The organism is Nitrincola lacisaponensis (assembly GCF_000691225.1).
GTDB classification, from domain to species: Bacteria; Pseudomonadota; Gammaproteobacteria; order Pseudomonadales; family Balneatricaceae; genus Nitrincola; species Nitrincola lacisaponensis.
The window spans coordinates 20,655-33,850 of the sequence record NZ_JMSZ01000013.1; the positions used below are offsets into that span (position 1 = coordinate 20,655).

At 54.7% G+C, this 13,196-nt stretch carries 11 protein-coding genes; 4 read left to right on the top strand and 7 right to left on the bottom strand.

The genetic code is table 11. The features are described from left to right. Positions 1-2: 2 nt before the first annotated feature. Entirely contained in the window at positions 3-503 is a 501-nt protein-coding gene (locus tag ADINL_RS02260) for a GNAT family N-acetyltransferase (protein WP_084154349.1), read from the bottom strand. A gap of 83 nt (positions 504-586) precedes the next feature. Between ADINL_RS02260 and ADINL_RS02265 the strand changes: the two genes are divergently transcribed. Then, complete coding sequence (locus ADINL_RS02265; RefSeq protein WP_036543534.1) at positions 587-1,366, top strand: glycerophosphodiester phosphodiesterase; 780 nt, start codon at positions 587-589, stop codon at positions 1,364-1,366. Here ADINL_RS02265 and ADINL_RS02270 read toward each other — a convergent pair. Further along, positions 1,349-2,707 carry an MFS transporter gene (locus ADINL_RS02270; RefSeq protein WP_036543537.1) on the bottom strand — a complete coding sequence of 453 codons (1,359 nt, stop codon included), beginning with the start codon at positions 2,705-2,707 and terminating at the stop codon, positions 1,349-1,351. The two genes, ADINL_RS02265 and ADINL_RS02270, sit on opposite strands and share 18 nt — an antisense overlap. 120 nt (positions 2,708-2,827) lie before the next feature. Between ADINL_RS02270 and ADINL_RS02275 the strand changes: the two genes are divergently transcribed. Beyond that, on the top strand, positions 2,828-4,426 hold the full coding sequence (locus tag ADINL_RS02275) for an ankyrin repeat domain-containing protein (protein WP_036543540.1): 1,599 nt from the start codon (positions 2,828-2,830) through the stop codon (positions 4,424-4,426). A 6-nt stretch (positions 4,427-4,432) separates the two neighbouring features. Here the strand turns inward: ADINL_RS02275 and ADINL_RS15815 are convergent, their stop codons facing one another. After that, positions 4,433-7,093 (bottom strand): EAL domain-containing protein, encoded by a 2,661-nt coding sequence (locus ADINL_RS15815; RefSeq protein WP_051632487.1) that lies wholly within the window; start codon positions 7,091-7,093, stop codon positions 4,433-4,435. A gap of 124 nt (positions 7,094-7,217) precedes the next feature. Here ADINL_RS15815 and corA point away from each other — a divergent pair, with 124 nt between their 5' ends. Next, positions 7,218-8,033, top strand: a complete 816-nt coding sequence (corA, locus tag ADINL_RS02285) for a magnesium/cobalt transporter CorA (RefSeq protein WP_161667722.1) — start codon at positions 7,218-7,220, stop codon at positions 8,031-8,033. Here the strand turns inward: corA and ADINL_RS02290 are convergent. Together ADINL_RS02290 and ADINL_RS02295 are read right to left on the bottom strand one after the other, a co-directional pair. Continuing rightward, a complete protein-coding gene (locus ADINL_RS02290) occupies positions 7,998-9,116 on the bottom strand; it encodes a DUF3541 domain-containing protein (protein WP_051632489.1) in 1,119 nt (372 codons plus the stop codon). The two genes, corA and ADINL_RS02290, sit on opposite strands and share 36 nt — an antisense overlap. Further along, on the bottom strand, positions 9,113-9,526 hold the full coding sequence (locus tag ADINL_RS02295; RefSeq protein ID WP_036543542.1) for a winged helix-turn-helix transcriptional regulator: 414 nt from the start codon (positions 9,524-9,526) through the stop codon (positions 9,113-9,115). The genes ADINL_RS02290 and ADINL_RS02295 overlap by 4 nt, the downstream gene beginning before the upstream one ends. A 90-nt stretch (positions 9,527-9,616) precedes the next feature. On the opposite strand from ADINL_RS02295, the gene ADINL_RS02300 reads away from it, so the two are divergent. After that, positions 9,617-10,495: an SDR family oxidoreductase gene (locus ADINL_RS02300; protein ID WP_036543545.1), complete on the top strand. Its 879-nt coding sequence runs from the start codon at positions 9,617-9,619 to the stop codon at positions 10,493-10,495. A gap of 17 nt (positions 10,496-10,512) precedes the next feature. Here the strand turns inward: ADINL_RS02300 and ADINL_RS02305 are convergent, their stop codons facing one another. Continuing rightward, positions 10,513-12,096 carry a methyl-accepting chemotaxis protein gene (locus tag ADINL_RS02305; protein ID WP_036543548.1) on the bottom strand — a complete coding sequence of 528 codons (1,584 nt, stop codon included), beginning with the start codon at positions 12,094-12,096 and terminating at the stop codon, positions 10,513-10,515. 170 nt (positions 12,097-12,266) lie between these two features. After that, positions 12,267-13,145 (bottom strand): alpha/beta fold hydrolase, encoded by an 879-nt coding sequence (locus ADINL_RS02310; RefSeq protein WP_084154351.1) that lies wholly within the window; start codon positions 13,143-13,145, stop codon positions 12,267-12,269. Positions 13,146-13,196 lie beyond the last annotated feature (51 nt).

Genomic DNA, 13,196 nt, shown 5'->3' on the forward strand with positions numbered 1-13,196 from the left:
GGTCAGATTTCCTGGTACATATAGGTGACTTGGCCACCATAGGCGGCGATCTTGTCATCACTCAAATGCAGCACATGGGGTGTAAAGCCGCGCTGCTGCCAATAGGACATCGCATTGCCTACCGCCGTCAGGGACAGGCAGGCAAACCCCAGCGACACGGCGGATTGTCTGAAGGCTGCAAACAGCAACTTGCCAACACCCTGTCCAGCCAGATCCGGCGCAATCGCCATATCATGCAGATACAGACAATCAGCCTGCGCAGGCAACTGGCACTCAGCGCCGTTCAGTGCCGGCACCTCAGCAAAGCGCCAGGGCATGCCAATCAGATAACCGCACACCTGACCCTGTTGCAGCGCAACGAAGCAGGTTTCTGGAGAGGCAGCACGCTTGGCCGCCAGGGACAGTTCTGACTCAGGCTCCAGCAGATCACTATAACAGGCACACTGTACCTGCCAAACGGCTGCCATATCTTTCGCCTGCATCGAGCGAATCTCAATTTTCATCGCGCAAGTGTAATCAGATAGCGCAAAAAAGTAACCCCGATCAGGTAGACTCTTGTCATGCACAACGCCAACAGGATACGCCCATGTCCAGAATAACCGACGCTTTAAACCATTTAGCCAACCAGCTCTGGTCCTTTGCACCCGGTAGCCGGACACCGGTTGATCTGCAACAGATTCAACTGGTGGCACACCGTGGTGCTCATGGGGCTACGCCTGCAGGTCAACTGATCGAGAATACCCTGGCAGCCTTTGATCTCTGTCTGGAACTGGGTATCTGGGGGATTGAGCTGGATGTACAACCCACCCAGGATGGCGATCTGCTGGTGCACCATGACCCTCACTGCGGCAGACTCTTCAACCGCCCTGATCTGGTACTGTCCGATACATCCTCTGAACAGATACGCCAGGCGATTCCCGAGATCCCGCGCCTGGCCGAAGTGATCGAGCGCTATGCAGGCAAGCTGCACCTGATGATTGAAATCAAAACCTCCTGGCGGCAATACCCTGATCTGCCACAGCAGGTGGAAGCGCTACTCAAAGACTGGCAGCCGATGCAGGATTATCACCTGCTCAGCCTGGTTCCTGATCACCTGGAAGGCTTCAAACACACACCCGCCAGTGCCTTTGTGGATGTCGCCGAATTCAATAGCCGTGAGATTATCAAGGAGAACCTTGCTCTCGGACATGGTGCCGTAGCAGGTTCCTTTGCACTGTTAAGTACAGCGCAGATCCACGCACTGCGACAGGCGGGTCGCCGCACGGGTACCGGGATGGTGGAAAAACGCGCCATCGCCAGCCGCGAAATCCATCGCGGTGTCGACTGGATTTTTTCTGACTCAGTGGTCTCACTTCTGCGGGACTGAGGTCCAGTCGTCCGCAGCCTGTTCGCCTCGACGCTCATTCACCGGCAGCACCGTCACTATGGCCAGCACAAACAGCACCAGACAGAAAAGGATGGCATCCGCCAGACCGAAAGCCCACTGGATCAGGCCCAGCCCGAGAATACCAAACACTGCTGCCAGCTTGGCAGACATGCCCCAGAAACCAAAAAACTCTGCTGACTTGCCCAACGGGGTCAACACCCCCACCAACGCCCGGCCCGCAGACTGGGAAGAACCCAGACTCAGCCCGGCCAGCACCCCGGCAAACAGAAACACATGTTGCGCCTGCCATTGCAGCCCGAATGTCTGCTGGAGCAACTCCGTGAGTGACGGGGTTTGCCAGATCGCCAGAATCGCCAGCAACCACAGACACAGTGTCATGATGTAGGTGGTGCGCGTCCCGATCTGACTCTGCAACCAGCCAAAACCGACCGCTCCCAGCGCCGCCGTAATCTGCACAGTGATGAACATCAACGCACGCACCTGATCATCCCAGCCAATGACCTGAGCACCGTAAATAAACGAAAAAGCGATGATGATATAGACCCCGGCCATGGCAAAGAACACTGAAATCAGCAAACTGCGCAAGTCACGGAAATACTGGATTTCATGCCAGGTCGACACCACTCTGGCAACACCCAGCTGCAACAGACTGGAATCAGATGGTTGTCGCTTCGACTGTCCACGTTCACGCAACCAGACAAAGGTCGGAATCGCAGCGATCAGGAAAAAACCAGCGGCAAAGGGCCCCACCCAGCGAATCGTGTCAAAGTTCTCGGCAGACACCTCACCCAGAAAAAACAGCGTAAAGGCGGTTGCGACCAGGCCACCGATATAACCCATCCCCCAGCCCAGCCCGGAGATCCACCCCAGCGTTTTACGAGGCCCCAGATCCGGCAGAAAGCTGGCCACAAAGCCCTCGCCTATCGCATATGCAAAATTGGACAAAATAATCAGCAGCATGGCCGGTATCAGCCAGCCTGGCTCAACAAAATAGAGCAGCGCCGTTGTCACAATCGTGAGCCAATAACTCACCCACAGAAAGCGCTTGCGACTGGCGGTGTAATCCATAATCGCACCGCAGACCGGATTCGCCACCACTACCATCAAATAACTCACCGCCAGCGCCAGGCTCCAGAGCAGGTTACCCAAACGGTAATCCGGGGCATCACCCACAATCACACGGGTAAACAGATCACCATAGATCACCGTGATGATCAGCAGTGTGTAAGCCTGATTGGCAAAATCAAACATCGCCCAGCCAAAAATTTCACGCTTGGGTGCCAATTGGGCAGGGGGGGTCGAAGGTGCAGCAGTTGGCATCACACCATCATCTCCTGTAAACGGTCTGGATCTGCAGCTTAACACTCCACGCGATCTGTTTAAATTCTGGACACTGGGGAATCTGTTACCTACTATTCAAAAAAAACCGAGGACCGCCTCATGATCTGTCGTTCGATTCGTGTATCGGCCATCGCCCTGATCGCCTTTGTGTCACTCTCAGGCTGCATGTCAGTCATTGACAGTATGGTACTGGCAGATATGGATCCTGCCAGCCGTAAACTGGTCGAAACTCACCGGCTCGGTGAAAATTTCAAGAATGTCACGGATGCCCAGGCTGTGCGTACCATTCAGACAGCCCGTAATCCGGAGCTGGTCACCCTGGGTGGGGTTATCGGTATCTGGGAGCAGCGGCCAGCACTGATTGACGCTGCGCTGGCCCGTGGCATGAACCTGAACCAAGGCATTCCAAACCGGCTACTGCTCAGTTACCCCAAAGAGGACCTTATGGCACCGGGTCCACTGAACGCAGCCTACCTGATCGGTACACCGCCATCGATGACACAGCTGATTGATGAACGTGCCGTCGTGTCTGCTGCGATGCTGGTGCGCGATCTGCAGACCTTCGATCGCCTGATTCAGGCAGGAGCCGTGTACAATCCGGCGACACTGAATGCAACACTGAAGACCGCAACAGTATTCGGTAATACCCCCATACTGTCTGAACGACTGCTACAGATGGGCGCCGAGCTCTCTCCCGAGCTGATTTTTTCAGTCGCCAGCCAGGGAAGTGCAGAGATGCTGTCCTGGATACTGTCACAGGGTATTGATCCGAACAGCCGTCTCAGCACGCCAGGGGACCGACGCCAACATACCGGCTTAGAAGGCATTACCCTCTACAGCTACGCTGAAAATATCACCCCGCTTTTTTCACTGCCCGGCTATACGCCTGATACGCCTTCGCGCCAGCGAGCTATCGAAATGGCACGCCTCCTGATCCAGGCGGGTGCAGAGGTGAACGCCACCGCTACCTTCAGTTACAGTATTTCTGAAGATCAGCCTATTTCCGGCTGGACCCCACTGCATGCCTACTCCATGACGCAAAACCAGCCGTATGGTAATCCGGATCTTGTTGCCTATCTGATCTCCGTCGGAGCCAACACTCAGGCACTCAACAGTCATGGTCAAACACCCGCACAGGTCACTGGCATGGCAGATCGCGTTACTCAGCAGATGATGACCCTGGCGGATCAACGTAGACGTCAGCGGGAACAGCGTGAAGCACAGGCGCGCCAACAATCGCAAACCGCCGATTCAGGCAACCTGTTTGGTCAGGCCATGGCGATTGCCGGTCTGGCGACCGTCGGAGCGGCTGCCAGCAACGCCGGAGTGGATTCAAGCGCAGTGATGCAGATTGTCGGTGGCGGCATTGCCGACGTGATGACCGAAGGCCGTGCCGGGGGTATTCAGCAGGCACAGCAACAGGTTCAACAACAGCAGCAACAGCAGTCCCGTTCACAAGCATCGAACCAGACCACGGCCGCACTGCCACCAGCGCCCGGCTTTCAGACCGAAACCTACCGCGTGTCCTGCCCATCCGGAGTCAGTAACGACATTCCGCTGCATTATCGAACCCAGCAGTGCCGTAGCGCTATGATCGACTTCGCTCAAGCCTACTCGTGCAATGACTATCGGCGCTTTGAACAGGTACATGCAGCCTGCGAACGAGCCTGCGGATCAGTCAACTGTCTGCAGGAATAACGCGCTTTACGACTGCGTCCAACTGTCGGGTAGACGCCAATGCGCTACCCAGTCTTGAATCGCATCGGCGGGCATGGGGCGTGCAATAAAATACCCCTGTGCCAGCTCACAACCGCGCGCCAGCAAATGCTGCCCTTGCTGTTCCGTTTCCACCCCCTCCGCAATCGGCGTGCGGCGAAAACTGCGTGCCAGTCCCAAAATACCTTCCAGCATGGCTGTATCATCAGGATGGTCGAGCATATCACGCACAAAGCTGCGATCTATCTTCAGGGTCTGTACAGGCAAACGCTTCAAATAGGACAGCGAAGCGTAACCGGTGCCAAAATCATCCAGCGCAAAACGTACGCCCAGCGCCAGGCACTCCTCCATAATTGCCACCGCCCGTTCCAGGTCAAACAAGGCACTACTTTCCAGAATTTCGATCTCAAGACGCTGCGGGGAAACGCCCGGATGTCGCTGCAATGCAGCCTGCAAACGCTGCAGAAATGCAGGATGCTGCAATTGGTGCGCCCCCACATTGACACTGACCGTCCAGTGATCATCACGCCACTGCTCCAACTGTGCCAGCGCTGTCTCAATCACCCAATTGCCCAAGGCGATCTCAAGTGGGTGCCCTTCAATGAGCGGCAAAAACTCGACCGGTGGCAGAACACCCCGCTCAGGATGCTGCCAGCGCAGCAGCGCCTCCATCCCGACACACTGCCCGGTACGTATATTGACCTGTGGCTGATAAAACAGAACGAACTCTTCTGCCCGTAACGCGGCATTTAACCGTGCCATATGTTCATGATGGCCTCGCACCGCATTATCCCGCGCCAAATCAAATCGGTGAATGCGATTCTTGCCCGACAGCTTGGCCTGATACATGGCCTGATCCGCCTGACGCAGCAATTGATCCGCATCGATGGGCGCTTCCTGTGGATAAAACGTCACACCCAGACTGGCAGACACTTTCAGCACATAACCACGATCCTGCACTTCCCGTGCGGCCGCTTCCAGCAAACGCACCAGGACCGGCGTGCAGGCATCAATATCCGGGTTATCGACCAGCACCGCGACAAACTCATCACCTCCCAACCGGGCAAGGGTATCGCTCTCACGCAGAACATGCCGCATGCGCTCAGCCACCACGACCAACAAACGGTCACCGACATCATGACCATAACGATCATTGACCGCTTTAAAGCCATCCAGGTCCAGGTAGGCAATCACTAACTTGCTCTTGCGACGCAACGCCTGAGACATGGCCTGCTGCATACGATCCGCCAGCAGTACCCGATTCGGCAAGCCGGTTAAAGGGTCATAATGTGCAATACGCTCCAGTGCCAGCTGTTGTCGCTTGTAAACACTGATATCGCGTACCGTCCCCTGAATCATCATTTCGCCAGCCAGGTCGATCCGCGTCAGCAAGACTGTGCAGGGAATGTCACGACCATCACGGCGTTGATGCAACCATTCCCCGTAGTAGGACCCCTCCTGCACCGCACGCTGCAACATCTCCTGCGCCAGGCTGAATGAATCGCGCCCATCCGGCTGATGTGAAGGAGACAAATCAACGGGCGTCAGTCCCTGCAACTCGGCAAAATCACGCGCCCCGAACAGCTTAATCATGGCTGGGTTGCCGGCCCGGAAACGCCAATCCGGCGGAGCCACAATCATCATCGCATCACGCGACTGTTCAAACAGCACACGATAGCGCTCTTCACTGTCCCGCAACGACTGCTCAAGACGTTTCTGATCAGTAATATCCAGTGCAATTTCCATACGCACATAGCGACCATCGTCCCAGGGGATCGCCTGATCATGCAACTGAAACCAGCGCTCTAATGAAGCATTATAATGCTCCCATATGACCGGTTCACCGGGCTTGCCATCCGCGTCCAGCAAGCGATTATTGGTACAGAAGTCGCACGGAGAAGAGCGCCCCTGCAGGGCCTGCCAACAGATTTTGCCAACCACATCACCCAGCAATCGCCGGGCATGCGCATTAATAAACAGCACTTCATAAGTCTGCATATCGGCGACATACACAGCGGCATTGGTACCATCAAGAATATTGAGCAAACGCTGATGGGAAATCGCCAGCGCCGATTCCGCTGCCTGACGCTGATCCGATAACGTCCGAGTCAGACGTAACGCATTGCGCGAATGCGCGGCATAGATAGAACGGATAATTTCGATCAGTACCTTGGCAGTATCCTGTTTTGATGCCTCCGCCAGTGCAAAAGCCTCATCAGCTGTTTTCCCCTGCTGAATGGCTTTCACAACCATAGCCAGATAGCCATCCGACTCAAGCAGATGCGCCACCAGCCAGCGTACCAAAAAAGCCAACGCCTCCTCTGACGCACCGGCATCGACCGACGTCAGCAGGGCTGCTTTCGCCTCATCCAGTTGCTCCAGAAATGCCTGATGCCCCTCGTGATGGTCCAGCGCCGCCGCATGATCGGGTAAAAACGCATGCCACAGGGCTTCCTCCATCTCGAAATGACTGGCAGCTTCACAGGACAACTCATCCAGCAATCCCACGAGCACACCTGAATCAGCAGAAATAATCATCTGCTCAGCCAGGCGATTCAGAATAGCCACCAACTGCCGATGCTGGGTATCCAGCTCAACAATGCCGGTTTCAAAACACGACTCCCACGGGAATATATCAATGTCAATCAATCATCCACCCCGTTTGTCTCGCTCACCTACGCTAGTTATGAGCATAATCCATACAGCTCAAGCTTGCCTGTCTTAATTGTATCCTTCTGATATGCTAAGTCAGTCAGCACAACGGACAGGAAGGTTGAAATGGCACACACTGGTCATGGAAGATATCCTCAATACTGACCAGCGCCCCAAGCTGGAAGCTTATGACGGATACCTCTATATCGTTGTCAAAATGCTGCAGTTTTCCGAAGCATCACAAGAGATCCATACCGAACAGCTCAGCCTTATTCTCAGTGATCGCCTGCTGGTTTCAATACAGGAGCGTCCGGGGGATGTGTTTGCCGGTATTCGTGATCGACTGCGAAGTGGTCGTCGACAGCGTCTGCTGCATGCAGACTATCTGGCGTATGCCCTGATCGACGCAGTGGTGGATCATTACTTTGTTTTGCTGGAAAAACTCAGCGATGAAATCGAAGCCCTGGAAGATCAACTGGTCAAACAGCCAACCCCGGAAACACTGGCTCGCATCCATCACTTCAAACGTGAAATGCTCTTGCTGCGCAAAGCTGTCTGGCCTCTGCGAGAGTTACTGAGTCGGTTAATGCGCGACGACAATCCGCTCATCCGCGAAGAAACCCGACTCTATCTGCGTGATGTCTATGACCACACCATCCATATTCTGGATACCATAGAGACACTCAGGGAGCTGCTGGTCAGCATGCTGGACCTGTACCTTTCCAGTGTCAGCAATCGCATGAATGATGTCATGAAAACCCTGACCCTCATTGCCACGCTGTTCATGCCCCTGACCTTTATTGCAGGGGTATACGGCATGAACTTCGCCTTTATGCCAGAACTGGACTACCCTTGGAGCTACCCGATTGTACTGGCCTTCATGTGCCTGGTGGCAATTGGATTAATCCTCTATTTCCGTCGCCGTCATTGGCTCTGAATAGACATAGTAACGAACCAACTGCGGATCAAGCTGCGGACCAGGATACAGATGATCCGGCCAGATCAACAGCATCACCGCCAGCACATTGCGATGTTCACCGCGTGCAAAGTCGGTGCTGCCTGTTGGTGACGGAATCATCCGGGCATCCGCATCATAGGCGCGAATCAGCGCCTGACGTATCTGCGCAACAGCAGGATGGTCAAGCTGACCGGTCAGTGCCAGACTGATGCCCACCTCGGCCAGAATATCTTCCGTTGCCGACGCCAGTAATGACGGTAGCTGGCGAATAAAATCATCGGTAATCCAGGTAAACTCGGACTCGTGCAGTGTGTGCTGATAATAGCGACTGGCCGCGATGACAATATGCGTCATGCCATAGAGTTTGTTATGCCATTCAGCCTGAGTCAGCGCATCATCACCACCCAAGGGGTAGACCTCCTGGAAGCGCTGCATAAAGGCCTCACGCAGATCCATCACCCCCAACTGATCGAGAAACCACACCTGATTGGCTGCCTGGGCGGCATAGTGGCGGATGGCTGACTCACTCAATAAAAACGCATCGAACCCTGCATCTGCCAGCCAGGAGCGAACAAATGCCACATCCTCAACTGGCAGATGTTCCAGCAGGCCATAATATTCCAACTGCACCAGCCGGAATGACAAATCAGTGGCAAACCGCATTCCGGGATAGGCTGCCAACAGCGCTGCCCGCTGACGCTGGCGTTCAGTACGCAGCGGACTGCGTGACGACATCATCTGCTCCCGCTGCGACACATAATCCGGCTGAGATGCCAGCCCCTGTACATCACGATACAGGGATTTCAGCAACTGCTCGGCATGACGCTGCTGGTAAGGCAAAAAAGCGGGATCACCCGTAACGCGATAGAGACGTTGTGCGTAATGGCGCTGTAGCGAAAGCGGCAAATGATCGAGCCCCGCCTCATAGTGATCACGAATCTCTGCAGCCACCTGACCGGACTGAGTCGCCAGCGTGGCAGACTGCCCACAGCCCTGCAGCCACAACAGCGCCAGCAATAGCAGCCAGACATAACGTACCGGCATTCCGACAACTTGCCTCATGCAGAGACCTCCTGTGCAGCCTGAACCTCTAACACCCGATGCAGATTGATTTCCACCCAATCCGCCAGCTCCCGGACCCTGACAGCCACCTCTTCTCCCATCGGAGTCAGACTATATTCCACATGCGGCGGTACCACCGGATAGGCGGTGCGCAACACAAACCCGTCCGCTTCAAGCGATTGCAGCGTTTGCGCCAGCATGCGTTCACTCACGCCAGTAATCTTGCGTCGCAGCTCACTGAACCGATAGGTGCCTTCCAGCAACGCAATCAATACCAATACACCCCAGCGACTGGTGACATGATTCAACACCTGCCGCGAAGGACAGCGTTCAGCAAACACCTGACCTCGTTGCATCTGCTCTGTCAGCGTCAGACCGGATACAGCCGGATTCAATTTCTGATCTTTCATTCAAACTTACCTTTTTGTACGTACTTACTATAAGTTAGCATAGGTGATACTGTGGTTGCCAGTTAATCATCACTACACAGGAGCAATCACATGATTCTTGTCACCGGCGCATCCGGACAACTGGGCCGTCTGGTCCTCGAACAACTGCTGCAACACCTGCCCGCCAGCCAACTGGCAGCTGGTGTTCGCACCCCCGAACGCGTTGCCGACCTGCAAGCTCGCGGGGTCACCATCCGTCCACTCGACTATAGCCAGCCTGAAACGTTGCCACAGGCACTCGAAGGGGTTGAAACACTGTTACTGATCTCTTCCAGCGAAGTCGGCCAGCGTGCAGTACAGCACCAGAACGTGATCACTGCGGCTGAAAAAGCGGGCGTAAAACGGCTCGTCTACACCAGTTTACTGCATGCAGATACCTCTCCGTTAGGCCTGGCTGAAGAACACAAACAAACCGAAGCCCGGCTCAAGGCCTCCAGCCTCGAATGGGTCATACTGCGCAACGGCTGGTACACCGAGAACTACCTCGCCAGCCTGCCAGCCGCACTGGAGCATCATGTACTGATCGGCTGTGCCGGAAAGGGTCGGATCACCTCCGCCACACGTCAGGATTACGCCAGCGCAGCCGCGACCGTGCTACAGGAAGGCGCGACTCATAACGGGAAAATCTATGAGCTGGCAGGAGACACCAGCTATTCATTGGAAGAATATGCCGCTGAAATCACACGATTGAGCGGACAGGAAGTGCGTTACCAGAACCTGTCTGAAAACGAGTTCCGTGATGCGCTGATCCAGGCCGGGCTGCCTGAAGGCTTCGCTGCCTTACTGGCAGATTCTGATGCCGGTGCCAGCCAGGGCGCACTGTTTGATGACAGTCTGCAACTCAGCCAGTTGATCAAACGTCCGACCACCCCTCTGACTGAGGCACTGCAACAGGCGCTGGAGAGTCTGCCTGTCCCGGCACACAACTAACTGAGCCAGAACAGCCGTTAATGCTTCAACTGTTCAGCCGTAATATTGATGGACCGGCTAAAGGCATGCAGCTCATCACTCTGATGGCGTAGCGCCAATGCCGTGTCCGCATTACTGCGCCCCAGCTCCGCCAAGTGCTGGATATGGGCATTCACACTGTCTGCGACGCGGAGCTGCTCATCAGCAGCTCCGGCCACCTGGCGATTCATCGTCACAATGATCTGCGAAGCTTCAGAGATTTCATCCAGCGTCTGATCAGCCAGACTGACCTGATCCACCCCCTGACGGGCCTTTCTTTCCGATTGAGACATCACCTGCACCGCCTCATTCGACGCGCGCTGCAGCTGTTCAATCATCTGCTGTATTTCCTGCGTCGCCTGCTGTGTACGCGAGGCCAGTGAACGCACCTCATCCGCAACCACCGCGAACCCGCGCCCCTGCTCCCCGGCGCGGGCGGCTTCGATAGAGGCGTTCAACGCCAGCAGGTTGGTCTGTTCCGCAATACCCGAGATGACTTCGAGAATATGATGAATGCTGACGACATCGCGCTCCAGCCGATGAATCGCGGCACTGGCCTCGGTGATTTCAGCCGCCAGAGACTCCATCGCCGACACCGAATCCAGCAAGACCGCTTTACCCTTGCGTGTTGAATCCTCGGTCTGCTGCGCTGCTGAGGACGCACTCAGCGTACTGCTCGCGACATCACGCAGAGTAGCCGCCAAGGAATCCATCGCAGACGCCACCAGCTGACTCTTCTCCAACTGCTGATCAGCGCCCTTGAGCGTCTGGGAAACTGCACGCCCCATCTCCCCAAAAATCAGCTCAGAATCGCGGCTGATCTCATGAATACGGCTGGCTACCGTCGAAATCTTGGCTTTACCAAACAGCGCCTCATGCGCCACCAGCGCACTCTCATCCAGAGACCCCATATACGCCAAGGTCATCAGCGGCTTATCCACAACCTGCCGGGCACGTGCGGCAATCAGGCGATTCTTGCCGGAAAAAATCCAGGCCAGCAACGGCGTAGTCGCAATTGACACCAAGGCACTGATGAGGACAGCGGCATCCGGCAAATCAAACACAAACCAGGCAAACAACCACTGTAACGAAAACACCAGACTCAAACCGGCTACCATACGTATCGTGGTCCCCAGGTCACGCGGGTCCAGCCAGCTGCGCAAACGCGGTTTACGTCCCTGTCGCAGCTGCTTGTACAAATGCTCGGCACGCTTCACCGCAGCCCGGGTCGGACGAAAACGTACCGATTGATACCCGACCAGACGATCATTGTCATAGCAGGGCGACACAAACGCACTCACCCAGTAATAATCACCATTCTTGCAACGGTTCTTGACCAGCCCCATCCAGGACTGCCCTGATTTCAGGGTATCCCACAAATCCTTGAACGCCGCCTCAGGCATATCCGGATGACGCACCATATTATGAGACTGGCCTATCAGCTCCTCTTTTGAGAAACCACTGATGCGAATAAACGCGTCATTGGCAAAGGTAATAATACCCTTGGGATCCGTCAGGGTGACGATCATGTCGCTTTCATTAAGAAGGTGTTCGGTATCCGTGACGGGAAGATTCTTCTTCATCGACTGCTCACAGGTGATAGGTCTGGCATCAGACGGGCGAGGCGCTGATACTATCGTAGCAGTTCAAGATAAATATTGATGAATATCAATCAAGTGATCGAGTGGTAGCACTGGGAGCACATATCCATCGCAGACCCAACACACTCCTCAGAAACATTCCCGTCACCGCATTACTCCGGCCTGACCAAAAACGCCTTCAGATACTCAATAAACCGTTCCGGCTGATCCCACATAATAAAATGATAGGCATCATCAACTTGCACAAAATTAACAGTACCTGCACGAGAATATGCAGCTTGATACAGATTACTCAAGCGCTCGGCAGTTATCGGCATAGAAGGGTCATAGGCATAGATAACCTGGACAGGCACACTGATCTGCTCCAATAGTTCGCGACCATCATAACTCATCACCTCCCGAACCAGTTGAGCATACATGGCCCGATCGGTCGAGTTAGCCCAAGCCACAACAGTTTCAACACCCTCTGCAGACTTGACCATGATACGTGCAGCCTGACGAACATAGGACTCATATTCTACCTCACTCATAGTGAGTAGCTGCTGCTCCAAGTTCGCGGCAAACGGAGCCACTTGTGCGGTAGTTGCCTGAGCATTGAACAACAGGCTGTAGAAGGGAAGCGCATCCACGATAACAATTTTGCTGACCACCTCGGGAGCAGAACTGCCAACCATTAAAGACAAAAGCCCACCCATCGAATGCCCGACCAAGACAGGTGACTCCAGTTGTGCGAACTCGATATAGCCCAGAACGTCATCACGCAAAGCTTCAAGATATACATCAGGTGTCGAAGAGGCAGCTTTGGTTCCGGCAAACCCCTTGATACTAAAAAGATGCACCCGATAGCTGGACTGCAGCTGATTCAGAGTTTCAGCCCACACCTGCGGTGAAGAGGCTAGTCCATTAATTAAAATGACATCCTCTCCCGAGCCCACCACGGTGACCGACACATAGGTTGAATCAAACTCTGATGCACCCGATCCGCTGCTGAATAGCAGTAAAATCCATAAATACACTAATCTTTTAATCATGCTTATGACCTGCTAAGCTTCCATTTACATCAAGACTATCGGTTCAAAATC

Coding starts and splice junctions, on each gene's coding strand:
- ADINL_RS02265 (WP_036543534.1), top strand. CDS start 587: ATGTCCAGAATAACCGACGCTTTAAACCATTTAGCCAACCAGCTCTGG.
- ADINL_RS02310 (WP_084154351.1), bottom strand. CDS start 13,145: ATGATTAAAAGATTAGTGTATTTATGGATTTTACTGCTATTCAGCAGC.
- ADINL_RS02270 (WP_036543537.1), bottom strand. CDS start 2,707: ATGCCAACTGCTGCACCTTCGACCCCCCCTGCCCAATTGGCACCCAAG.
- ADINL_RS02300 (WP_036543545.1), top strand. CDS start 9,617: ATGATTCTTGTCACCGGCGCATCCGGACAACTGGGCCGTCTGGTCCTC.
- ADINL_RS02290 (WP_051632489.1), bottom strand. CDS start 9,116: ATGAGGCAAGTTGTCGGAATGCCGGTACGTTATGTCTGGCTGCTATTG.
- ADINL_RS02305 (WP_036543548.1), bottom strand. CDS start 12,096: ATGAAGAAGAATCTTCCCGTCACGGATACCGAACACCTTCTTAATGAA.
- ADINL_RS02295 (WP_036543542.1), bottom strand. CDS start 9,526: ATGAAAGATCAGAAATTGAATCCGGCTGTATCCGGTCTGACGCTGACA.
- ADINL_RS02275 (WP_036543540.1), top strand. CDS start 2,828: ATGATCTGTCGTTCGATTCGTGTATCGGCCATCGCCCTGATCGCCTTT.
- ADINL_RS02260 (WP_084154349.1), bottom strand. CDS start 503: ATGAAAATTGAGATTCGCTCGATGCAGGCGAAAGATATGGCAGCCGTT.